The sequence below is a fragment of the Variovorax sp. GW821-FHT10C12 genome (assembly GCF_059415405.1).
Genome location: NZ_JBWKNE010000016.1, coordinates 1 through 21,924 on the forward strand (window position 1 = coordinate 1; position 21,924 = coordinate 21,924).

A 21,924-nucleotide genomic window follows, 5' to 3' on the forward strand; every position below is an offset into this window, starting at 1 on the left:
GCCGTGGTCAACGTGACCGATCGTGCCCACGTTCACGTGCGGCTTGGTGCGGGTGAATTTACCTTTTGCCATTTTTCGACTCCGAAAAAAACGATTTCAACGCATGCAGATGGGTCGCAAGCCTGTCGTTGCAACCCCAGAAAACTGGTGCCCTTTGCGGGAATCGGACCCGCGACCTCTCCCTTACCAAGGGAGTGCTCTACCACTGAGCCAAAAGGGCTTTTGTTCTAACCAAATCGCTTCCGGCGCCGAACCGGGTCTCTGGAGCGGGAGACGGGAATCGAACCCGCGTCATCAGCTTGGAAGGCTGGGGTTCTACCATTGAACTACTCCCGCATCGGGGGCACTTCAAGGCACCCAAAGCGCTAGATCCAATCGCTCTTAGAAACCAAATTCATCGCTGGTGGAGAGGGCTGGATTCGAACCAGCGTACTCGTAAGAGGGCAGATTTACAGTCTGCTGCCATTAACCACTCGGCCACCTCTCCGGCGAACCTCGAAATATAGCACGATTTTGTGACTACACAGGATTCCCAGCAAAAGATGAAGCGTGGAAACCTGCTCGAGGTGTGAAGCCTCTGATTATGAGCGAAGTTCGGAGCCTCCCGACTGCTGCGCCTCACGCCATGCACGGGCTTGGCCAAAATGACCGCAGCCGATAAACGGAACGGGCGGCCGGAGCGCAGAGAGCGGCGAGGGATGATTCGACATCAGCACCTTATGGCGCCCAACGTCAATCAACGCGCGCTTACTTTGCGCGTGCGAGCCCCATAGCATAAAAACAACAGGCCGCTCGCCCTGCGCCACGTGGCGAATCACGGCGTCGGTGAGCACCTCCCAGCCGCGGCCTGCATGGCTGGCCGGCTGGGCCTCTTCGACCGTGAGACAGGTGTTGAGCAGCAGCACGCCGTGCGTCGCCCACTTCACGAGGCTGCCGCCCGGGTTTGGAAACGCCGGCGGCGGCGTACCCAGGTCGCGCTGGAGTTCCTTGAAGATGTTGCGCAGCGACGGCGGCAGGGCCACGCCCGACGCCACCGAGAAGGCCAGGCCCTCGGCCTGCCCGCGCCCGTGGTACGGGTCCTGGCCCAGGATCACCACGCGCACGTCTTCCGGCGGCGTGAGTTCGAGCGCCCGCAACGGCTGCGGCGGAAAGATCACCGCCCCGGCGTCGAGGCGCTCGCGCAGGAACCCTTGCAGCTTCTGGCCGACCGCGCCGCCAAAGAAATCATCGACCAGCGGCTGCCAGCCCGGCGCCACTGGCCAGTCGGCAGGATCGCTGCTCGACAGCTGATCCGGCCGCGTCATTTGAACAACGCAGCGAGGGCCTCGCCGGGTTCCTTGGCGCGCATGAAGGCTTCGCCGACCAGGAAGGCGTTGACGCCCGCGGCGCGCAGCGTGGCGACGTCTTCGCGCGTGGCAATGCCCGATTCGGTCACTGGCAGGCGATCCGCTGGCAGCTTGGGCAGCAGATCGATCGTTGCCTGGATCGACACCTCGAAGTTGCGCAGGTTGCGGTTGTTGACGCCGATGAGCGCCGTCTTGAGCTTCAGCGCGCGCTCGAGTTCGGCCGCGTCGTGCACCTCGACCAGCACCGCCATGCCCAGCCCGCGCGCGATGGCTTCGTAGTCCTTCATCTGCGCGTCGTCGAGGCAGGCGGCGATCAGCAGGATCGCGTCGGCGCCCATCGCGCGCGATTCGTACACCTGGTAGGCGTCGACGATGAAATCCTTGCGCAGCACAGGCAGGTCGCACGAGGCGCGCGCCTGCTTGAGGTAGTCGACGCCGCCCTGGAAGAACTGCTTGTCGGTCAGCACCGAGAGGCAGGCCGCGCTGACCACGCCGTCGCCCTCGGCATAGCTTTGCGCGATGTCAGCAGGAATGAAGTCTTCGCGCAGCACGCCCTTGCTCGGACTGGCCTTCTTGACCTCGGCGATCACCGCCGCCTGGCCGGCCGCAATCTTGGCGCGCAAGGCGGCTTCGAAGTCGCGCGTGAGCACGCGGCTTTCGGCGTCGAAGCGCACGGCCTCGAGCGGGGCGCGCTTCAGCGCGGCAGCGACTTCCTGGCGTTTGACGGCGACGATCTTGTCGAGAATGTCTGACATGGCTTGCTCTGCTTTCGGTGGCACGACGGCCTGATTCTCAGAAGGAGGTGGAGGCCTTGACCAGCTCAGTGAGCTTGGCCTTCGCCGCACCGGATGCGATGGCCTGGCGCGCACGCTCGACGCCCGCCGGCACCGAGTCGACCACGTTGGCCGCGTACAGCGCCGCGCCCGCGTTCAGGAGCACGATGTCCAGCGCCGGACCAGCCTGGTTGTCCAGCACGCCGATCAGCATCGCCTTCGACTGCTCGGGCGTCTCGACGCGCAGCGAACGGTTGCTCGCCATCTGGAAGCCGAAGTCCTCGGGGTGCAGCTCGTACTCGCGGATCTCGCCGTCCTTGAGCTCGCCGATCATGGTGGCGGCGCCCAGCGAGATCTCGTCCATGCCGTCGCGGCCGTAGACCACCAGCGCATGCTCGGCGCCGAGGCGTTGCAGCGCACGCACCTGGATGCCCACGAGGTCGGGGTGGAACACGCCCATCAGGATGTTCGGTGCGCCGGCCGGGTTGGTCAGCGGGCCGAGGATGTTGAAGATCGTCTTGATGCCGAGCTCCTTGCGCACCGGCGCGACGTTCTTCATCGCGGGGTGGTGGTTCGGCGCAAACATGAAGCCGATGCCGACCTGCGCGATGCACTGCGCGATCTGCTCGGGCTTGAGGTTGATGTTGACGCCCAGCGACTCCAGCACGTCGGCACTGCCCGACTTGCTCGACACGCTGCGCCCGCCATGCTTGCTGACCTTGGCGCCGGCCGCGGCCGCCACGAACATCGAGCAGGTCGAGATGTTGAAAGTGTGCGAGCCGTCGCCGCCGGTGCCGACGATGTCCACGAGGTTCGTGGTGTCGGCCACGGGCACCTTGGTCGACACCTCGCGCATCACCTCTGCGGCCGCAGTGATCTCGCCGATGGTTTCCTTCTTGACGCGCAGGCCGGTGATCAGCGCGGCCATCATCACGGGCGAACACTCGCCGCTCATGATGAGCCGCACGATGTGCAGCATCTCGTCGTGGAAGACTTCGCGGTGTTCGATGGTGCGCTGCAGCGCTTCCTGGGGGGTGATCATGGGAATGTCTCCTCGGTGTGTGCGTGTAGCCAGACTTCAGGCCTTGAAGAAGCCGCGGATCGCCGCGACCGCGCGGTCGACGCCCGCAGCATCGACGTCCAGGTGCGTCACGAAGCGCAGGCGGTAGAGCCCGGTCGCAAGGATGCCCTGCTGGTTGAGGCTGGCAAGCAGCTCCGAAGAACGCGCCTGCGCCGCCCCCGTAAGATCGACGAACACGATGTTCGTGTGCGGCGCCTCGACGGTCAGGCCTTCGATGCCCTCGAGCCCCTGTGCGAGCCGCTGCGCCAGCGCATGGTCGTCGGCCAGGCGATCGATGTGGTGATCGAGCGCGTGCGACGCAGCTGCGGCAAGCAACCCCGCCTGCCGCATGCCGCCGCCCGCCATCTTGCGGATGCGGTGCGCGCGCGCAATGAAGTCACGCGAGCCAACCAGCGCCGAGCCAATGGGCGCGCCCAGGCCCTTGCTGAAGCACACCGACACGCTGTCGAAGCACTGCGCGATGCGGCGGGCTTCGGCGCGAATGTCGGTGCGCTTGTTCAGCGCGGCCTGCGCGGTGGCGGCATTGAAGAGCCGCGCGCCGTCGAGGTGCCGCTGCAGCCCCTTGCTTTTCGCCAGGTCGGTCGCGGCCTGCACGTACTCGAAGGGCAGCAGCTTGCCACCCAGCGTGTTCTCCAGCGCCAGCAGCTTGGTGCGCGCGAAGTGCGCGTCGTCGGGCTTGATGGCTGCTTCGATCTGCGCGAGCGGCAGCGTGCCATCGGGCGCATGGTCGAGCGGCTGCGGCTGCACGCTGCCGAACACCGCGGCGCCGCCGCCTTCCCAGCGGTAGGCATGCGCCTGCTGGCCGACGATGTACTCGTCGCCACGGCCGCAGTGCGACAGGATCGCGCACAGGTTGCTCTGCGTGCCGGTCGGCACGAACAGTGCCGCCTCGAAGCCCAGCAGCGCGGCGATCTTCTCCTGCAGCGCGTTGACGCTCGGGTCGGCGCTGAAGACGTCGTCGCCCAGCGGTGCGGCCGCCATGGCCTCGCGCATCGCAGGCGTGGGCTGCGTGACGGTGTCGCTGCGCAGGTCGACGAGGGAAGAGCGGTCGGTCATGGTGATCAGTCCAGGAAGTTCTTGAGCATGGCGTGGCCATGTTCTGTGAGGATCGATTCGGGGTGGAACTGCACGCCTTCGATGCGCACGTCGTGCGCGAAGCCGGTGTGCCGCACACCCATGATCTCGCCGTCGTCGGTCCACGCGGTGACAGCCAGTTCCTTCGGGCAACTCTCGCGCTCGATCGAGAGCGAGTGGTAGCGGTTGACGATGAACTTCTGCGGCAGCCCCGCGAACACGCCCTCTTGCGTGGTCGTGATCTCGCTGGTCTTGCCGTGCATGAGCTGCTGCGCGCGCACGATCTTGCCGCCGAAGGCCGCGCCGATGGCCTGGTGGCCCAGGCACACGCCCAGGATGGGCAGCTTGCCCGCGAAGGCCTCGATGGCCGCCACCGACACGCCCGCCTCGGCCGGCGAACACGGACCCGGCGACACCACCAGCCGCGTCACGCCCGAGGCGATCAGCGCGCCGATCTGCTCGAGGGTGATCTCGTCGTTGCGGTGCACCTGCACGTCCGCCCCCAGCTCGCCGAAGTACTGGACGATGTTGTAGGTGAACGAATCGTAGTTGTCGATCATCAGCAGTTTCATGGCTTGCTCACAATCCGGTGCACGCCCTTCACGACGGGGAACACGTTGAAGTTGATGAGAAGGCCCAGCTTGAGGCCCGAGAGGCGCAATGCGGCCAGCACCTGCGCGCGGTGCAGGTCGGTCAGCACATCGACCGCCTTGAGTTCGACGATGACCGACTGCTCGATCACGAAACCCGCGCGGTACACCTCGCCGAGCGACCGGCCCTTGTAGCTGGCCGACAGCGCCACGTCGCGCGTGAAGCCGATCTCGCGCTCGGCGAGTTCGATGGCCAGCGCTGCGGCATAGGCCCCTTCGTCGAGCCCCGTGCCGAGCACGCGTTGCACCTCGACGGCGGCGCCGATGATCTCGTGCGAGAAGTCGTTCTGGATATCAGGTGCGTTGCTCATTCCAGGCCTTCCTCGACCAGTTCGGCGGCACGCAGGAGTGCGCGCGCCTTGGCTTCTGTTTCTTTCCACTCCAGCTCGGGCACCGAGTCGGCGACCACGCCGGCCGCCGCCTGCACGTGCAGCATCTGGTCTTTCACGATGCCGGTGCGGATCGCGATGGCCACGTCCATGTCTCCGGCGTAGCTGATGTAGCCGCAGGCGCCGCCGTAGAGGCCGCGCTTGGTGGGTTCGAGCTGGTCGATGAGTTCCATCGCATGCACCTTGGGCGCGCCGGTCAACGTGCCGGCGGGGAACGTGGCCTTGAGCACGTCGATGGCGGTCATGCCGTCCTTCAGCGTGCCCTCGACGTTGCTCACGATGTGCATCACGTGGCTGTAGCGCTCCACCGCGAAGGCCTCGGTCACCTTGACGGTGCCGGTCTTGGCGATGCGGCCGATGTCGTTGCGCGCCAGGTCGATCAGCATCACGTGCTCGGCGCGCTCCTTCGGGTCGTTGATGAGCTCGACCTCTGCCGCCTTGTCGAGCTCGAGCGACGCGCCGCGCGGGCGCGTGCCGGCCAGCGGGCGGATGGTGATCTTCTGCTCGCCGTCGCCCGTGTTCTCCTGGCGCACCAGGATCTCGGGCGAGGCGCCCACCACGTGGAAGTCGCCCAGGTTGTAGTAGTACATGTAGGGCGACGGGTTCAGCGAACGCAGCGCGCGGTACAGCGACAGCGGCGACTCGGTGTAGCGCTTGCTGATGCGCTGGCCCACCTGCACCTGCATGAAGTCGCCGGCGGCGATCATCTCTTTGGCGCGCTCCACGGCCGCGATGTAGTCGGCCTTGGCAAAGCTGCGCTCGGGCGGGTGCGCCTGCGTGGGCTTCACGACGGGCGCGCTCACCGAGTACTTGAGCTTGTCCTTGAGCTCGCGCAGGCGGCGCTTGCCCACGGCATAGGCCTCGGGCTGCTTCGGGTCGGCGTAGACGATGAGGTAGAGCTTGCCCGAGAGGTTGTCGATGACGGCCAGCTCTTCGCACTGCAGCAGCAGGATGTCGGGGCAGCCCAGCGCATCGGGCGGGCAGCTTTTTTCGAGCTTGCGCTCGATGTGGCGCACGGTGTCGTAGCCGAAGTAACCGGCCAGGCCGCCACAGAAGCGCGGCAGGCCGGGCCGCAGCGCGACCTTGAAGCGCTTCTGGTAGTCGGCCACGAAGTCCAGCGGGTTGCCCTTGGCGCTCTCGACGACCTGGCCGTCGGTCACGACTTCGGTGACGGCCTCGTCGCCGAAGCCCGAGGCACGCAGCAACGTACGAGCGGGCAAACCGATGAAGCTGTAGCGCCCGAAGCGCTCGCCACCGACGACCGATTCGAGCAGGAAGCTGTGCTTGCCGCCGCCCTGCGAATGGGCGAGTTTGAGGTACAGGGAAAGAGGCGTCTCGAGGTCGGCAAAGGCCTCGGCCATCAGCGGGATGCGGTTGTAGCCCTGGGCGCTGAGGCTCTTGAATTCAAGTTCGGTGATCACGGATCGTTCTCCAGTTGCCTGCCGACGCTCCTTTGGCCGGTGGCAAGGTCATTCACGAGAGTGGCCCGGTGCCGGCATGCGTGCCGGCTCGGAACCGCGGGCGCACGGCGTGCGCCGCGCAATCAAACAGTCAGCGATGTATGGCGACGCCAGGGCCAGGCTCCCCGGCTGCCTTCACCTGTTTGAATGATGTGATGAACGAACATGGAGCGCCGAGTTTAGCCCACGAAAACCAGGCCTTGTGCAACCGCTGGCTTCAGGGTTCCCCCGGAGCCTCTCGGATAAAACGAAAAGATACATTCGCACGACCGTTCGCAAATTCAAGGAGACTCACTTGCTCGCACCCCTGCTCCCGGCCGTGTTCTCCCGCCTCGCGGCGCTCGCTGTCCTGTCGGCCGCGCTCTGCGGCAGTGCCTTCGCGGCGCAGGTCGAGGTGGCGGGCGTCAAGCTCGACGACCAGATGGACCTTCGCGGCGCCCCGCTGGTGCTCAACGGCGCGGGCATCCGCTACAAGACCATCATCAAGGTCTACACGGCCGGCCTGTACCTGGGCAAGAAGGCCTCGACCACCGAAGAGGCGCTGGCCGTGCCGGGCCCCAAGCGCGTGGCGATCACGATGCTGCGCGACATCGACGCCAACGAACTCGGCAAGCTTTTCGTCAAGGGCGTGGAAGACAACTCGCCCAAGAGCGAGATGGTCAACCTGATCCCCGGCCTGCTGCGCATGGGCCAGATGTTCGCGGACCAGAAACAGCTCAAGGCCGGCGACACCTTCACCATCGACTGGGTGCCCGGCACGGGCACGCTGATCACGGTGCGCGGCGTGCCGCAGCCCGACCCGGTGAAGGAAGTGGCGTTCTTCAATGCACTGATGCGCATCTGGCTCGGCCCGAACCCGGCCGACTGGAAGCTGAAGGACGCGCTGCTCGGAAAGCAGTAAGGGGCAGTCTGTCCGTCAGGCCGCCGCGAGGTCGGCCAGCGAATCCACGAACCCGTCCGCATCCACGCCGTGCACCGGCTCGCCGTGGTTGTAGCCGTAGGTGACGAGCACCACGGGGCAGCCGGCGGCGCGCGCGGCACGTGCGTCGTTGCTCGAATCGCCCACCATCAGCGTGCGCGCGGGCACCGTGCCCAGCGCCTCGCAGGTCTTCAACAGCGGCAGCGGATCGGGCTTCTTGCGCTCGAAGGCATCGCCGCCGAACACCTGTTCGAAGAAGCCGTCGAGCCCTTTCGCGGCCAGCAGCGGCTTGGCGAAAGCCGTCGGCTTGTTCGTGAGGCAGGCCAGCCGCAGCCCGCGCGCGCGCAGTGCCTTCAGGCCTTCGACCACGCCGGGGTACGCGGCCGAATGGCGGCCGTTGATCTCGAGGTAGTGGTGCTGGTAGCGCTCCCACGCGCGATCGAACAGCGCCGCCGGGGTCGGCGCGCCCACGTGCGCCAGCGCCGACAGGATCAGGTGCTCCGAGCCCTTGCCCACCATGCGCTCGATGGCGGCGGGCAGCACCGGCGGCAACTCGAGGTCGCGCAGCATGCGGTTCAGGGCCTCGGCAAAGTCGCCGAGCGTGTCGACCATGGTGCCGTCGAGGTCGACGATGGCAGCGTCGAAGCGGGAGAGATCGGTGCGAAGAGTGTCCAAAACAGGCGGCTCCCGGGGAGCAAAGTAAGTGGAGGATGCGCGAGGCACGCATTCTCCCTCGGCCGCAAAATAGGCGCCCATGACCCCCACGACGCCCCCGCCCTCCGCCCCTCGCCCCATTCGCACCGCCGCCACGCTCGTCGTGCTGCGCGACGGTCCCGAAGGCCTCGAAGTGCTGATGCTGCGGCGGGCCGAAAAAGCCAACGACCAGAACAGCGGCGCCAGCGTCTTTCCGGGCGGCATGGTCGATGCGCACGACCGCCTGCTGCACCCGCTGTGCACCGGCCTGGACGACGCCGCCGCGAGCGCGCGCCTGGGCCTGGCCGAAGGTGGGCTCGACTTCCACGCAGCGGCGATCCGCGAATGCTTCGAAGAGGCCGGCCTGTTGCTGGCGAACGATGCGCAGGGCCGGCCGGTCGAGCTGCTCACGCTCACGTCGGGCGAGCTCGACGCGATGCGCGCCGCCGCCGAGCGCAGCACCGATGCGCTGCTCGCGCTGTGCGCCGAACGGGGCTGGCGTCTCGCCGTCGATCGCATCGCGTACTTCAGCCACTGGCTGACCCCGCCCGGCATGCCGCGCCGTTTCGACACGCGCTTCTTTGCGGCGGCGATGCCCGTCGGCCAAGAGGTGCGCCCCGACGGCCGCGAGACCGTCGAGCACCTGTGGCTGAAGCCTGCCGATGCAGTGAGCCCCGCACGCGGCCTCAAGCTGTTGAACGTGACGCGGCGCGTGCTCGAGCACCTGGCCACCTTCGCCTGCGTCGACGACTTCATGGCCCATGCGCGCGGGTTGCGCCGCATTCCATTGACCATGCCGCGACTGGCCGATGGCCCCGCAGGTCGTCGGCCGGTGAACATGGAAGAACCCGCCTACGACGAGATCGGTCACCTCGACCCCGACGGCCAGGGCGGCGGTCGCTATGCGCTCGAAGCGGGCCTGGTCACGCCGCTGTCCGCGCGCGTGGTGCGCGTCGTGCACGACAGCGGCCTCAACAGTTTCGTGATCGGCGGTACCGAGGGCTGGGCGCTGATCAACCGCGTGCCCGGCGATGCGGCGCACGAGGCCGCGCTGAGGGCCGCGGCGCCCGGACCGGTGCGATGGGTGTTGTCGGTTGACGCTGCGCCGCAGTCCCTGGACCTTGGCGGTGCCACGCTGCAGGTGTTGGGCGCGCGAGGTCTCCTGCTGGTCGAAGAGCGCATGCTGTTCACGGACGACGCAACGACGCCCGTGCCCGAGACGGACCAGATCGTCGAATGGATCGTGCCCTCGCGCGGCTTCATGCGCCGCCCGGCGTCGGCTGTCGCCGACTGAGCCTCTTCAGGCCTGCTGCGCTTCCGTCAGCGCCTGCGCCGCCACCACCGCTTCGGTGCGGTTGCGCACGTTGAGCGCGCGGAAGATGGCTGCCAGGTGGATCTTCACCGTGCCTTCGCTGATACCCAGGCTGCGCCCGATCAGCTTGTTCGGCTTGCCTTGCGACAGCAGCTGCAGCACCTCGACCTGCCGCTCGGTCAGCACGCTGCGCAGGTGTTCGAGGGTCTGGGTGCCGCCACCGCCGTTGCCGCCGCGCGCAAAGGGCTCGCCCGCCGCAGCAGACGAGGCCGACACGCCGGCCACGATGCCCGGCGGCAGCGCCGTGAGCATCATCGGCGGCACATACACGCCGCCTGCCAGCACCAGGCGCACGGCCGACAGCATGACTTCGGGTGAATAGGCCTTGGGAATGAAACCGAGCACGCCGCGTTCGAGCGCGCTGCGCATGATGGCCGGGTCTTCGTAGCCCGACAGCACGATCACGGGCACGGCCGGGTGTCGTCGCCGGATCTCGTCGATGTGGGCCTGCCCGTCCGCGCCGGGCATGTTGAGGTCGATCAGGGCCAGGTCGAGATCGTCGGTCGCGCCGGCAAGCAATTCGTCGACGCTCAGCGCCAGGACGAACTCGATGCCGGCACCCAGTTCCGACAACTTGGCTTTGACCGCCTCGATGACGAGCCGGTGGTCGTCGGCGATCAGAATTTTCATGGCATACCCCAGTGTCCCAACGTCAATGTGCATTGGATTCTTCTGCGACTGCGAAGATAACGGCGATTGCCCCGTCCAGCAAGGCCGCTGCGCCCTACCAACGGCATAGACCCCAAGCGGTATGGCGGCCCGGTGGACCCCTTGAAAAAATGAACGCCCACTCGAACCACCGGGGACATGGGCATGTGCGATCGCTGCAGACGCCGGTGCACGGCATGCTTCGCAATGCACGCTTGAGAAGCGGGCACCCCTCATGGCCCGCCTGCTCGACTGCTTCTCGCCCTTCATCGCTTTCGGTCTCGGCCTGGACGCATCGATCGCCGCCGGGCAACCCACCCTCCCCCACGGCGACGCCCAGCGCGAAGCCCTGCGCTTGCTCGACATCGCACGTGCCGACGCCAAGGTGGCGGGCGCCAGCGCGGCGCAGATCGAATCGGCCGCCTTCGCCATGGTCGCGTGGCTCGACGAGATCCTGGGGCGCCACCCCGATGCGGTGGACGGCGCCGCGCCGCTGCAGGTGCAGCTGTTCAACTCCAACAACGCGCACAGCGAGTTCTTCCACCACCTCTCGGCCCTCGGCGCGCAGGACCACGCGGTGCGCGAGGTCTACTGGCACGCGCTGGCGCACGGCTTCAAGGGCCAGTACTACTTCGAGTCGGGCGACGAAGGCGAGCTGGGCAAGCTGAAGGACCTGCACGGCCGGCAGCTGCAACCGCCGCCGCTCGCACTCGGCAGCCTCGCACAGGACCGCATCACGCCGCAGCCCTACGGCGTGCCCGACCCGCGCGGCCCGGCCGACATGCGGCGGCGCGACCGCACCGTGCTGCGCACCGGCACCGCGCTCGCCGTGCTCGTGCCCGCGCTGTTCCTGCTGTGGCACTGGCTGGCCGGGCCGCCGGCCGCCGAAACGGCGCTCACGCAGCGCATCGACCGGCAACTCGCCAGCTATGCCTGCGCGGACCTCGAAGCGTCGATCGACCCCGACGGCCACCCGCGCGTGACGGGATTCGTCTCTCGGCAAGAGGACCTGCTGAAGGTGGCGGACGACGTCGCGGCCATTCCCGGCGTGCGCGCGCCCCACTTCGACATCGGGCTGCGCGTGTGGCCGCACTGCGAGGTGTTCGCCATCCTCAAGCCCTCGCAGGCGCGCAACCGCCAGAAGGGCTACGGGCTGAGCGTGAGCGCGCCGTCGGCGCGCGACGGCCGGCTGCGCGAGGGCGATCCGGTGCGCGTGCAGGTGGTCGCGCCGCGCCACGAGAGCTACATCTGGGTCGACTACTACACCGCCGACGGCTCCGTGATGCACCTGAACACCGGCCAGGCCCCGACGCGGCTGCGCGCGGGCGAGTCGCTGGAGCTGGGGCGCGACATCCCCTCGAGCTGGCTCGTGAGTCCGCCGTTCGGCAACGTGCTGATCACCGTGCTGTCGGCGCCGATGCCGTTCAGCGAAACCTCCGACCGACCGCCGTACGAGATGGCCTCGGCCTACCTGCTGCGCCTGCGCGAGGCGCTGGCGGCCAGCAAGAACAGCGAGCGGCTCATCGCCGATTTCATCTTCCTCGAAACCATGGCGCGCTGACCGGGCCCTTCCTCCCCATGTTCGACACGCTCTCGCCCGCACACCTCTTCTGGCCTTTGCTCGCTGCCTGCCTCATTGGCCTGGCGCTGCTGTTCGCCGCCGTGCGCGACGCTGGCCGCGGCGCACGGCGCCGGGGGCTGCTGCGGCGCGTCGACGCGCTCGGTGCGCCGGCCGATCACGCCGCCGTCGATGCGCTGAAAGAGGCCATGGCACAGGCGCGCAACTCACTGCGGCAGGCGCCGCGCACGCGCGCGACGGCGCCGTGGTTCCTCTTCATCGGCGGCCCGGCCACCGGGCTGCCGGGGTTGCTTTCGGCCGCCCGCGCCGAATGCGTGGCACCGCCCGCGAACGAGGCGCCGGGCACCCCCTGGTGGCGCTGGTGGACCACCGGCGCGCTCACGGCCATCGAGCTGCATCCCGACGCCATCGGCGACCAGGCGGGCACGGCGCCCGCGCGCGGGCTCTGGCTGCAGTCGCTGCTGGCACTCGCCGAGCGGCGTGAACGCCTGCCGCTGCACGGCGTGGTGGTGTGCGTGGCGGCCGGCGACCTGCTGCACGGCGATCCGGCGCTGCGCAAGCGCGCCACCGCGAACATGCGCCGCCTGCTCGACGAGGCCGGCGAGACGCTGCGCCTGCAGCTGCCGGTCTACCTCGTCGTCACAGGCCTCGAAGGACTGAAGGGCTACGCCACGCTGCGCGCCGCGCTGCCGCCAGAGGTGCTCGCCCAGGCGCTCGGCCACCGCGTGGAGCACCCGTTCGCAGCGCACGCCACGCGCGCCGCCGACCGGCTCGATGCGCTGTTCGATCCGCTCGTGGACCAGCTGCACGGCCTGCGCATGGCCCTGCTGCGCGAGCAGCCGGGCCCCGCGGGACGGCTCGCGCTGCATGGCTTCGTGGAAAGCGTGCGCACCTTGCAGCCGGCCTTGCGGCAAGTGGCGCAGGGGCTGTTCGAGGGACACGGCAAAGGGGCGCGCGCGCCGCGCTGGCGCGGGCTCTACCTCACGGCCACCGCATCGGAGGGCGGTGCGGGCGCCGCGTTCGTGAGCGACCTGTTCGGCCGCTTCCTGCCGGCGGACCAACCGCTGGTGCGGCCGGGGCGCTTTGCGCCCACCGTGCCGGCGGAACTGCGCTGAAGGCCTCTTGTGCGGCTGACGCTACTTGGCCGCAGCGTCCACCCGGATCTGCCGCGCGCCGAAGCTCACGTTGAGCACCTGCGCCTGGCCCGGCACGACCGCGCGCACCTCGCGCCAGCGTGCGCGGTCGAGGTCGCGGAACGCGGCCATCACGCCGATCGCCTTGGCATCGGCCGGCAGGGTGAGCTCGAGCTTGCGGCTCTCGCCGGGGCGCAGCAGCATCTCTTCGCGCTGCACCAGCTCGGCGCCGAGCGTGGCCTGGTCTTTCTCGAACAGCGAGAAGAAGTCGGCGCCCTCGAAGGGCCCTGGCGACTTGAGTGCGTAGACGCGCACCGTGAGCGGCGAAGCGCGCCCTCGCGCATCGGGGTTGGCATCGGCGCCGGCCGTGAGCGTGATCGACACCGGCGTGACCACCGGTTTGCTCGCACAGCCCGCCAGCCAAAGACCCGCTGCAGCAAGGCCAAGGGCCGCGATACGGCGTCGCGATGCGACTGCAAGGAGGCCCTCATAGGACGAATGGTGTGTACCCAGCGTGCGCATGCTATTCCCTTCGTTGCATTGACCGGTCCTGACGCATCTTTGATTATCACCAGCGAACTCGAACAGGCAACATGCTGACTCCACAACTCGTCGACGCACTGCTCACGCCCATCGGCGAGGCCTCGCCTTGCGGGGACGACCTGGAGTACGACGCGGACTTCATGGCGCTCATCGCTGCGGCGCAGGGCAAGGCCGAGCAGCAGTTCGGCGACACCGTGATCCCCGCTGTCGAACCCGACTGGCGCGACGTGGCCGAACGCGCCGATGCGCAGCTGCGCCGCAGCAAGGACGTGCGCGCCGCCGTGCTGCTGCTGCGGGCCGCGACGCGCCTGCAAGGCACGGTCGGCTTCGTCGCCGGCCTGCAATTGCTCACCGGGCTGCTCGACACCTTCTGGGACGGCATACATCCAAAGCTGGATGCGGACGACGACAACGACCCCACCATGCGCCTGAACGCGCTCGCGCCGCTGGGCGACGAAAGCATGGTGCCGCGCGACCTGTACGACGCTGCCGTGGGCAACGCGCCCGGCGTGGGCCCGATCCGCGTGCGCGACATCGCCATCGCGCACGGCGTGCTGAACGCGGTCGGCGGCGAGGCCACCTATTCGTCCGCGCAGGTGCATGGCGGGCTCGAGGCCCTGCACGCGGCGCACCCCGAACAACTGCAGGCCGCCATCGGCCTCCCCGCCCTGCTCGACCGGCTGCAGAAGCTGCTGGGCGAGCGCACCGGCCGCACCGATGCCGTCGACCTGGGCACGCTGCGCACCGCCGCACGCGCGGTCGCGAAGGCCTGCACGGCGGCAGCCGGCGCGCTGGAGGCGTCTGCCGATGAAGGTGAAGCCGCTGACGACGAAGCGCCGTCCGGCAACGCCGCCCGACCCGCCGCAGCGCGCGGCGAGATCCAGAACCGCCAGGACGCGGTGCAGATGCTCGACCGCGTCATCCGCTACCTCGAACAGGCCGAGCCCGGCAACCCCGCGCCGCTCCTGATCGAACGCGCCAAGAAGCTCATCGGCGTGAGCTTCCTGGACATCATGGCCAACCTCGCGCCCGGCGCGATGGACGCCATCGAGACCGTGACGGGCAAACGCCAGTCCGAATGACCGACCCCGTTTCCACCCGTCCCCTTTCATTCCCGCAAGGAGCATCGCCATGGCCAAGAGCAGTCAGAAATTCATCGCACGCAACCGGGCACCCCGGGTCCAGATCGAATACGACGTCGAGCTGTACGGCGCCGAGAAAAAGATCCAGCTGCCCTTCGTGATGGGTGTGCTGGCCGACCTGTCGGGCAAGCCGGCCGACCCGCTCGCGCCCGTGGTCGACCGCAAGTTCCTCGAGTTCGACGTCGACAACTTCGACGCCCGCATGAAGGCCATGAAGCCGCGCGCCGCCTTCGCGGTGGAGAACTCGCTCACCGGCGAGGGCGACCTGAAGGTCGAGCTCACCTTCGACGGCATGGACGACTTCTCGCCCGCGGCCGTGGCCCGCAAGGTGGGGGCGCTTGCCAAGCTGCTCGAAGCGCGCACGCAGCTGTCGAACCTCGTGACCTACATGGACGGCAAGGGCGGCGCCGAAGACCTGCTGGCCAAGGTGCTCGAGGACCCGGCCCTGCTGCAGACGCTGGCCGCCAGCAAGAAGCCCGAAGACGGCGAAGCCGCCGCCTGAGTCTCATCCCGCCCGAATTTCCTGACAGACACACACCGGTACACGAGGAGAAACCATCATGGCCGACGCACTCGAGCAGAGCGCACTGAAAGACGTTGCGTACGCGGGAAGCGACTTTTCGTCGCTGCTGCAAAAAGAATTCAAGCCGCGCAGCGACGAAGCCAAGAGCGCCGTCGAAGCCGCCGTGCTCACGCTGGCGCAGCAGGCGCTGAGCAACAGCACCGTCATCGGCAAGGACGTGACCAAGTCGATCCAGGCCATGATCGCCGCGATCGACGCCAAGCTCACCGAGCAGGTCAACAAGATCATCCACCACCCCGACTACCAGAAGCTCGAGAGTGCGTGGCGCGGCCTGCACTACATGGTGAACAACACCGAGACCGACGAGAACCTGAAGATCCGCGTGATGGACATCTCCAAGGTCGAGCTGGCCAAGAACCTCAAGAAGTTCAAGGGCGCGGCCTGGGACCAGAGCCCGATGTTCAAGAAGATCTACGAGGAAGAGTACGGCCAATTCGGCGGTGAACCCTTCGGCGCACTGGTGGGCGACTACCACTTCGACCAGAGCCCGCCCGACGTCGAAATGCTCGGCGAAATGGCCAAGATCGCCGCCGCCGCGCATGCGCCCTTCATCACCGGCGCGAGCCCCAACCTGATGCAGATGGAATCGTGGCAGGAACTCGCCAACCCGCGCGACCTGACCAAGATCTTCTCCACGCCCGAGTACGCCGGCTGGCGCAGCCTGCGCGAGTCGGACGACTCCAAGTACCTGGGCCTGTGCATGCCGCGCTTCCTGGCGCGCACGCCCTACGGCGCCAACACCAACCCGGTGGAAGAGTTCGACTTCGAGGAAGACACCGCCGGCGCCGACCACAGCAAGTACGCCTGGGCCAACGCCGCCTATGCGATGGCGACCAACATCAACCGCTCGTACAAGCTGTACGGCTGGGGGTCGCGCATCCGCGGCATCGAGTCGGGCGGCGCGGTGGAAAACCTGCCGCTGCACACCTTCCCCAGCGACGACGGCGGCGTGGACCAGAAGTGCCCCACCGAAATCGCCATCAGCGACCGGCGCGAAGCCGAGCTGTCGAAGGCCGGGCTGCTGTCGATGATCCACCGCAAGAACTCCGACTTCGCGGCCTTCATCGGCGCCCAGTCGCTGAACAAGCCGGCCGAGTACGACGACCCCGATGCCACGGCCAACGCCAACCTGGCGGCGCGCCTGCCCTACCTCTTTGCCTGCAACCGCTTTGCGCACTACCTGAAGTGCATCGTGCGCGACAAGGTCGGCAGCTTCAAGGAGCGCGAGGACATGCAGCGCTGGCTCAACAAGTGGATCATGAATTACGTGGACGGCGACCCCGCCAACTCGTCGGAAACCACCAAGGCCCAGAAGCCGCTGGCCGCCGCCGAGGTGATCGTGGAGGAAGTGGAAGGCAACCCGGGCTACTACACGTCCAAGTTCTTCCTGCGCCCGCACTACCAGCTCGAAGGCCTCACGGTCTCGCTGCGGCTGGTGTCCAAGCTGCCGACGGCCAAGGGTGCCGGTTGAAAAAATCTGCGAATTCTTCTTGAATTGCCGGTTCCGTTTCGTTCTATGAGTAGCTGCCGGGCAGCGGAACTTTTCTCCCACCGCCGGCAGCCATTTTTTTCGTTTCGATCATCAACCGCCCGAATGCAATCGGGTTCCAAGGAGTAGGAACATGTCATCTGACTTTCACATCAAGCTCGACGGCGTCAAGGGCGAGTCTTCGCACAAGGACCACAAGGACGAGATCGAGATTTCGTCGTGGTCCTGGAACGTGAGCAACGCATCGGGCGCGGGATCGGGTGGCGGTTCGGGCAAGGGCAAGGCCTCGCCGGGTGAATTCAACTTCACGCACGTCTACGACAAGGCATCGCCCGTGCTCGCCAAGAACTGCGTGAGCGGCAAGCACTTCAAGGACATGGTCATGACCTGCCGCAAGTCGGGCGAAGGCCAGCAGGAGTACCTGAAGGTCACGCTCAAGGAAGTCTTCATCTCCAGCGTGGGCCCCGGCGGCGCACAGGGCGGCGACGTGCACGAGCAGGTGTCCTGCAGCTTCAAGGACATCGAGTTCGCCTACAAGGGCCAGGACGACAAGGGCGCCGGCGGCGGCGAGGTGAAGTTCGGCTGGAACGTGGCCACCACCGAAACCCGCTGACGGGCGACGGACTCGTCAGCCCAGTCCGCCCCTGGCACCCACGGTGCAGGGGCCGGCCCCTGCACGTCCTCACCGGAGCAATGCCATGGCATTCAGCACCACACTCATCGGCACCAGCGGCAAGCTGCACACGACCTACAACTCCGATTGGTCGGTCGGACGGATCGGCTCCAACACGCGTGAAGACGTGATGCTGGTGCAGGCCCTGTTCAAGATCTTCTACTACGAGCTGCTCGGCTTCAACCACGACTTCGACCCGCCCCCCGGATGGAACGAAGTGATCGTCGTGGACGGCTACTACGGGCCGGTCACCCTGAAGCACATCACGCACTTCCAGGAACAGGCGATCGCGCGCGGTCGCAAGGTCCTGCCGGACGGCATCTTCGATCCGTTCCGCGAACCCGGTGCGTCCAGCACGATCAGCAAGACGCGCTATGCGCTCGACCTGCTGAACAACGGCTGCGCCAACTGCTGCGAAGAGCAGAACATCGACAACTACACCAACCTGCCGAACCGGGAAGACATGCCCGCGTTGCTGCGCAGCGCGCTGAAGCGGGTCAAGAAGAAGGCCAGCAAGTACAGCTGAGCGGCCTCGGCGCCCCAAGCAAAACGCCCATCTGACGGATGGGCGTTTTGCTTGAAGGATGGCACCGCCTGCGTCGCGAGGCGGGCCGCGCTCAGGGGTCCGTCGACGCGACGCTCTCGGGCAGCAGCCGTGTCATGTCGTCGTCCGCGTCCTCGATCACCCACAGCGTGAGCGCCGTGTAGTTGTCGTGGCCCGGCTTGGCGTTGGCCTTGATCTGCGCGTCGAGCAGCTCGGTCCACTGGCTCGGCGTGCGCGACGCATGCAGCGTGTCGACCAGGCACTCGTCGCCCAGCGGCTCCCACACGCCGTCGCTGCACAGCAGCAGCACGTCGCCGGGCATCAGGCGCATGCGGTCGGACACCGCGATGTCGGGCGGCTCCTCGATCGAGCCCAATGCCGACAGCAGCATGTTGCGCTGCGGATGCAGGCGCGCGCCCTCCTCGTCGAGCATGCCGCCCGCGACCATCTGCTGCACCAGGCTGTGGTCGGTGGTGCGCGCCACGATGGCGCCGCCGCGGAACAGGTAGGCGCGGCTGTCGCCGCTGTGGACCCAGGCCAGCACCTCGCGCTCCAGGTCGATCACCGCGAACACCACCGTGGAGCGCATGCCGGCGAGCTTGCCGCCTTCGGCCTGGCGCGCCACCACGTCCAGGTTGGCGCGCTCGACCAGCGCGCGCAGCGCGGCCTCGTCCAGCGAGGGCGCGGCGGAGAAACCGCCGAGCATGCTGGCGCGCACCGTGGCCGCCGCCACGTCGCCGCCGCCGTGGCCGCCCGCGCCGTCGGCCACCAGGCAGGCGACGTAGCGCTCGTCGTGCCAGTGGCCGTGCACGTCCTCGTTGTAGGTGCGCCCGCCCTGCCGGGAGAGCGTGACGATTTCGATTTCCAAGCGGGGTGCCTCGCGAGTGCTGGGGTGGTTCTGGTGGTCTTCAGGTGTCGGACTTCAGGCGCGCCATCTGCTCTTCGTAGGCCGCGAGGAAGGCCTTGCCGAAGAGGCTGTGGAAGTCGTCCTCGGCCTCGCTCGCGATGCCGCCGTACAGCGCCACGAACTGGTCCCAGAGCTTGGCCTTGCGGTTGGCGGCAAAGAGCGCGTCGAGCGCGGTCTTGGCGCTGATCTTCTTCTCGAGCTCGGCCGGCTCGAAGCGCCCGATGACATGGGCCAGCGCCGCGCGCATGCCCACCATCACGCCGAACTGGTGCGCGCGCAGGTCGTCGAAGGCGTCGCGCATCGCGGCCTCGGGCGGCATGAAGCCGCGCACGCCGGGGCCCAGCAGGTGCGCCAGCGCGACCTCGACCGTGGGCGAGAACTTCAGCGGGTTGTTGGCCTGCGCCGCGATCATCGTGACCTCGGCGCGCACCTCGCGCTTGAACTCCTGGCGCGTGAGCAGCAGCTGCAGCGTGCCTTCGGTGGCCGTACGCAGCATCGCGCCGACGCGCTCCATGAGGCCGGGCGTGAGCATCTCGGGCGGCTGGTGCGTGCTCGCGAGGCCGCGCAGGAAGGCGGCGAGCAGTTCGTCGTCGGAGGCGACGCGCGGGGCCGCGGCTGCTGCGGGTGCCGGCGGCGCGACATGCACGGGCGGCGGTGGTGGCGGCGGCGGTGGCGGCTCCGCAACGCGGCCGGCGTTCTCGGGTCCGCTGATGCGGATCGGCTGGCCTGTCATGTCGTCGAAGTTGGCCAGCGGTGCGGCAACAGGTGGTGGTGGTGGTGGCGGCGGTGGCGGCGTGATGGCCTTCGGCGGCGCAAAGCCGAACTGGTCGATCGGGAGGTGATCGGAGCGCGGCACCGGCGTGGCGGGCGCGGCGCGCTGGAACGCGGCGAGCGGGTCGGCGTCCGACGCGGTGTTGGGCTGCAGCAGCGGATCGGCCAGCGGCGACAGCGCGAGCGGATCGCCACCGATGCCGCCGGCCCCTGCCGTGCCACCGAACAGCGAATCGATGCTCGCCGCCTTGCCGTGCGCGGGCGGTTCGCCCAGGTCCGAGAAGTCGTCGAGCGCACCGAGCCCCGCGGCGGGCGCAGCCGACGGCGCGGCGCCCAGCAGGTCGGCGAAGGGATCGATCTGCGCGGCCTGCGCATTGCGCGAGCCGGTGGCCATCGGGTCGGGGAACAGCATGGCATCGGCGGGCGCCGCTGAAGCAGCAGGCGCCGGCGCCGCAGGCGCGGTGGCCGGTGCAAGGCCCGCCAGCAGATCGGCAAAGGGATCGTCGCTCGATGATGGCGCCGCCGCCACGGGCACCGCCGGGGCGCCGCCGAACAGGGTGTCGGGAATGGCTTGTGGTGATGGTGGCGGCGCCGCCGCAGCCATCACGCGCACCGCAAGCTCGAAGCTCCCCACCACCAGGCGCGCGCCGTCGGTCAGCACGGCCTCCTTGCCGGAGCCCAGCGACACGCCGTTGCACTGCATCGGGTTGCTGCCGCGGTCGATGACGACGTACTGTCCGTCGCGGCACAGCACCTGCGCATGCACGCGCGAGACGGTGCGGTCGGGATCGTCGAGCACCAGCGTGTTGGTCTCCGCGCGGCCGATGGTGCCGCCGTGGGGACCGAACTCCGCGGCCATCGGCGGCCCCGCCGGGAGGCCTTGCCGGGTGACAACAGTGATTTGAATCATGAACCGGCCCTCAGGGCGACGCCCAAACGCTGCTTGCATGCGGCAAGCAAGGAAACGCTGAAGGAGTATTCATTTCGGGTGTCGCGTTGGCAATCTCGCCGGAAGAGGTATGCCTTTCAAGGGGATCGATCGGTCCGGTTCCAGTCGTCGATGCACGAGACTTCTATGGCGCCAGCAGCAGCACCAACGCCTGGCTCGGCACGACGCGCACGCCGGGGCAGTTGGTGCTGTTCTGCAGCGAGACGCTGGTCAGGCGCGTGGCCGGCATGCCGCAAAAGAGCACGGTGAAGGCGGCCGTCAGGTGACGGCTCGGCCCCATCACCGTGCCCGAGGCCACGCCCATCATGACGCCTGCGTTGTCGCCGTTGGTCATCGGGATGGTGGTGCCCAGGTTGTGCGCCGGCATGCCCATGAGCAGGATGGTCGGGCAGTTGGGAATCGCCATCGGCCCCATCGCGATGTTGGGGTACGGCACGGGAATGGGCGATGGCGCGGCTGGCGTGATGCAGACATCGGGAAAGCCCATGTCGGTGCCCATCATCTGGCAGTTGGCGAACATGTCGGACTCCGTTGAAGGTGGATGTGCGGCTCAGCCGAAATGGATCTGGCCGCCGCGCGCCTTCACGAGGTCCTGTCCGTTCAGCAGCAGGTGCTGGCCGGAGATGCGCGCCAGCTGCTGGGCCTCGCATTCGAGGTGCGTCGCCTGCACGCGGTCGATGCCCTCGGTGGTGCGCACATGGCTCTTGCTGAAGTGCGCCACCCGTTCGAAGACCGTCGAGAACACCGAGCCCACGAGCTTGATGGTGCTGCCGATGAAGTGCAGCTTCTTCCCGACCCATTGCGTGTCGTCCACGGCGAACCGGGCCGTCTGCGCGCGCAACGCGAAGTGCTCGGCGGCCAGCGTGAGCGCACCGCCCTCGACCTCCAGCCGCGTCGGCCCCTGGCAGCGCAGCACGTTCTCCACGTCGTCTTCGCGCTGCAGCACGGCCACCACCCACAGCTCGTCGGGCGCCACCAGAAGGCCGGCCACGGTGTCGCCCCGGCAGGGCTCGAGCAGGCAGCTCGCCGCGCGCCGGCCGCGCACGCGCTGCGACCCGCTGGCGATGGTGAAGCCGTCCTCGTCGCTGGCGACGACCAGGCCGACGCAGTGCTGGGCCATCGTCGGCCCGCCGAGGTCGACGGTGCGCTTGCGGGGCATCGCGGCGGTGCTGTTGCTGCTGTGTGTCATGGAAGATCTCCTGGGAG

23 protein-coding genes, 3 tRNA genes and 1 pseudogene are annotated in these 21,924 nt (G+C 68.0%); 9 read left to right on the forward strand and 18 right to left on the reverse strand.

Annotated features, from left to right (window positions below):
* The 11 genes and pseudogenes from AC07OH_RS31465 to trpE all read right to left on the reverse strand — a co-directional run.
* Positions 1-72 (reverse strand): annotated as a pseudogene (locus tag AC07OH_RS31465) (GTP-binding protein); the annotation flags it as partial.
* A gap of 73 nt (positions 73-145) precedes the next feature.
* Positions 146-220 (reverse strand) — tRNA-Thr (locus AC07OH_RS31470).
* Positions 221-262: 42 nt separating this feature from the next.
* Positions 263-336: transfer RNA gene (locus AC07OH_RS31475), tRNA-Gly, on the reverse strand.
* A 65-nt stretch (positions 337-401) separates the two neighbouring features.
* Positions 402-487: transfer RNA gene (locus tag AC07OH_RS31480), tRNA-Tyr, on the reverse strand.
* A gap of 94 nt (positions 488-581) precedes the next feature.
* Positions 582-1,304, reverse strand: a complete 723-nt coding sequence (locus tag AC07OH_RS31485) for a uracil-DNA glycosylase (protein WP_495303303.1) — start codon at positions 1,302-1,304, stop codon at positions 582-584.
* On the reverse strand, positions 1,301-2,101 hold the full coding sequence (trpC, locus tag AC07OH_RS31490) for an indole-3-glycerol phosphate synthase TrpC (RefSeq protein ID WP_495303304.1): 801 nt from the start codon (positions 2,099-2,101) through the stop codon (positions 1,301-1,303). The genes AC07OH_RS31485 and trpC overlap by 4 nt, the downstream gene beginning before the upstream one ends.
* Positions 2,102-2,138: 37 nt before the next feature.
* Positions 2,139-3,161, reverse strand: a complete 1,023-nt coding sequence (trpD, locus tag AC07OH_RS31495; protein WP_062479304.1) for an anthranilate phosphoribosyltransferase — start codon at positions 3,159-3,161, stop codon at positions 2,139-2,141.
* A 36-nt stretch (positions 3,162-3,197) separates the two neighbouring features.
* A complete protein-coding gene (gene ltaE, locus AC07OH_RS31500; protein WP_495303305.1) occupies positions 3,198-4,256 on the reverse strand; it encodes a low-specificity L-threonine aldolase in 1,059 nt (352 codons plus the stop codon).
* A gap of 5 nt (positions 4,257-4,261) precedes the next feature.
* Positions 4,262-4,846, reverse strand: a complete 585-nt coding sequence (locus tag AC07OH_RS31505) for an aminodeoxychorismate/anthranilate synthase component II (RefSeq protein ID WP_489062753.1) — start codon at positions 4,844-4,846, stop codon at positions 4,262-4,264.
* Positions 4,843-5,235, reverse strand: coding sequence for a GxxExxY protein (locus AC07OH_RS31510; RefSeq protein WP_056514741.1), 393 nt, complete (start codon positions 5,233-5,235; stop codon positions 4,843-4,845). Before AC07OH_RS31510 ends, AC07OH_RS31505 begins: the two co-directional genes overlap by 4 nt.
* Positions 5,232-6,734: an anthranilate synthase component I gene (gene trpE, locus AC07OH_RS31515; protein ID WP_495303306.1), complete on the reverse strand. Its 1,503-nt coding sequence runs from the start codon at positions 6,732-6,734 to the stop codon at positions 5,232-5,234. Before trpE ends, AC07OH_RS31510 begins: the two co-directional genes overlap by 4 nt.
* A 334-nt stretch (positions 6,735-7,068) precedes the next feature.
* Here trpE and AC07OH_RS31520 point away from each other — a divergent pair, with 334 nt between their 5' ends.
* Positions 7,069-7,674 carry a chalcone isomerase family protein gene (locus AC07OH_RS31520; RefSeq protein ID WP_095743420.1) on the forward strand — a complete coding sequence of 202 codons (606 nt, stop codon included), beginning with the start codon at positions 7,069-7,071 and terminating at the stop codon, positions 7,672-7,674.
* A gap of 15 nt (positions 7,675-7,689) precedes the next feature.
* Here the strand turns inward: AC07OH_RS31520 and AC07OH_RS31525 are convergent, their stop codons facing one another.
* The gene (locus AC07OH_RS31525; protein WP_495303307.1) at positions 7,690-8,367 is read right to left on the reverse strand and encodes a phosphoglycolate phosphatase; all 678 of its coding nucleotides are present in this window, start codon (positions 8,365-8,367) and stop codon (positions 7,690-7,692) included.
* 79 nt (positions 8,368-8,446) lie between these two features.
* Between AC07OH_RS31525 and AC07OH_RS31530 the strand changes: the two genes are divergently transcribed.
* Positions 8,447-9,679: an NUDIX hydrolase gene (locus AC07OH_RS31530; RefSeq protein WP_495303308.1), complete on the forward strand. Its 1,233-nt coding sequence runs from the start codon at positions 8,447-8,449 to the stop codon at positions 9,677-9,679.
* Between the two features lie 6 nt (positions 9,680-9,685).
* Here the strand turns inward: AC07OH_RS31530 and AC07OH_RS31535 are convergent, their stop codons facing one another.
* Positions 9,686-10,387: a LuxR C-terminal-related transcriptional regulator gene (locus AC07OH_RS31535; protein WP_495303309.1), complete on the reverse strand. Its 702-nt coding sequence runs from the start codon at positions 10,385-10,387 to the stop codon at positions 9,686-9,688.
* A 253-nt stretch (positions 10,388-10,640) separates the two neighbouring features.
* On the opposite strand from AC07OH_RS31535, the gene AC07OH_RS31540 reads away from it, so the two are divergent.
* Positions 10,641-11,966 carry a DotU family type IV/VI secretion system protein gene (locus AC07OH_RS31540; protein WP_495303310.1) on the forward strand — a complete coding sequence of 442 codons (1,326 nt, stop codon included), beginning with the start codon at positions 10,641-10,643 and terminating at the stop codon, positions 11,964-11,966.
* A gap of 17 nt (positions 11,967-11,983) precedes the next feature.
* The gene (locus tag AC07OH_RS31545) at positions 11,984-13,099 is read left to right on the forward strand and encodes a type VI secretion system protein (protein ID WP_495303311.1); all 1,116 of its coding nucleotides are present in this window, start codon (positions 11,984-11,986) and stop codon (positions 13,097-13,099) included.
* Between the two features lie 21 nt (positions 13,100-13,120).
* Here the strand turns inward: AC07OH_RS31545 and tssJ are convergent, their stop codons facing one another.
* The gene (tssJ, locus tag AC07OH_RS31550; protein ID WP_489062740.1) at positions 13,121-13,639 is read right to left on the reverse strand and encodes a type VI secretion system lipoprotein TssJ; all 519 of its coding nucleotides are present in this window, start codon (positions 13,637-13,639) and stop codon (positions 13,121-13,123) included.
* A gap of 71 nt (positions 13,640-13,710) precedes the next feature.
* On the opposite strand from tssJ, the gene tssA reads away from it, so the two are divergent.
* The 5 genes from tssA to AC07OH_RS31575 all read left to right on the forward strand — a co-directional run bounded on the left by tssA (position 13,711) and on the right by AC07OH_RS31575 (position 18,073).
* Entirely contained in the window at positions 13,711-14,742 is a 1,032-nt protein-coding gene (gene tssA, locus AC07OH_RS31555; protein ID WP_495303312.1) for a type VI secretion system protein TssA, read from the forward strand.
* Positions 14,743-14,791: 49 nt separating this feature from the next.
* On the forward strand, positions 14,792-15,304 hold the full coding sequence (tssB, locus tag AC07OH_RS31560) for a type VI secretion system contractile sheath small subunit (RefSeq protein ID WP_495303313.1): 513 nt from the start codon (positions 14,792-14,794) through the stop codon (positions 15,302-15,304).
* A gap of 58 nt (positions 15,305-15,362) precedes the next feature.
* Complete coding sequence (gene tssC / locus AC07OH_RS31565; protein WP_495303314.1) at positions 15,363-16,856, forward strand: type VI secretion system contractile sheath large subunit; 1,494 nt, start codon at positions 15,363-15,365, stop codon at positions 16,854-16,856.
* 151 nt (positions 16,857-17,007) lie between these two features.
* Positions 17,008-17,487, forward strand: coding sequence for an Hcp family type VI secretion system effector (locus AC07OH_RS31570; protein WP_095743412.1), 480 nt, complete (start codon positions 17,008-17,010; stop codon positions 17,485-17,487).
* Between the two features lie 85 nt (positions 17,488-17,572).
* Positions 17,573-18,073: a peptidoglycan-binding domain-containing protein gene (locus AC07OH_RS31575; protein WP_495303315.1), complete on the forward strand. Its 501-nt coding sequence runs from the start codon at positions 17,573-17,575 to the stop codon at positions 18,071-18,073.
* Between the two features lie 91 nt (positions 18,074-18,164).
* Here AC07OH_RS31575 and AC07OH_RS31580 read toward each other — a convergent pair whose 3' ends face one another.
* The 4 genes from AC07OH_RS31580 to AC07OH_RS31595 all read right to left on the reverse strand — a co-directional run bounded on the left by AC07OH_RS31580 (position 18,165) and on the right by AC07OH_RS31595 (position 21,907).
* Positions 18,165-18,959 carry a PP2C family protein-serine/threonine phosphatase gene (locus AC07OH_RS31580; RefSeq protein WP_495303316.1) on the reverse strand — a complete coding sequence of 265 codons (795 nt, stop codon included), beginning with the start codon at positions 18,957-18,959 and terminating at the stop codon, positions 18,165-18,167.
* Positions 18,960-18,999: 40 nt separating this feature from the next.
* Positions 19,000-20,679: a type VI secretion system-associated FHA domain protein TagH gene (tagH, locus tag AC07OH_RS31585; RefSeq protein ID WP_495303317.1), complete on the reverse strand. Its 1,680-nt coding sequence runs from the start codon at positions 20,677-20,679 to the stop codon at positions 19,000-19,002.
* Positions 20,680-20,842: 163 nt separating this feature from the next.
* A complete protein-coding gene (locus tag AC07OH_RS31590) occupies positions 20,843-21,238 on the reverse strand; it encodes a DUF4150 domain-containing protein (protein WP_099794832.1) in 396 nt (131 codons plus the stop codon).
* A gap of 30 nt (positions 21,239-21,268) precedes the next feature.
* A complete protein-coding gene (locus tag AC07OH_RS31595) occupies positions 21,269-21,907 on the reverse strand; it encodes a DUF3540 domain-containing protein (protein WP_495303318.1) in 639 nt (212 codons plus the stop codon).
* Between the last annotated feature and the right edge of the window lie 17 nt (positions 21,908-21,924).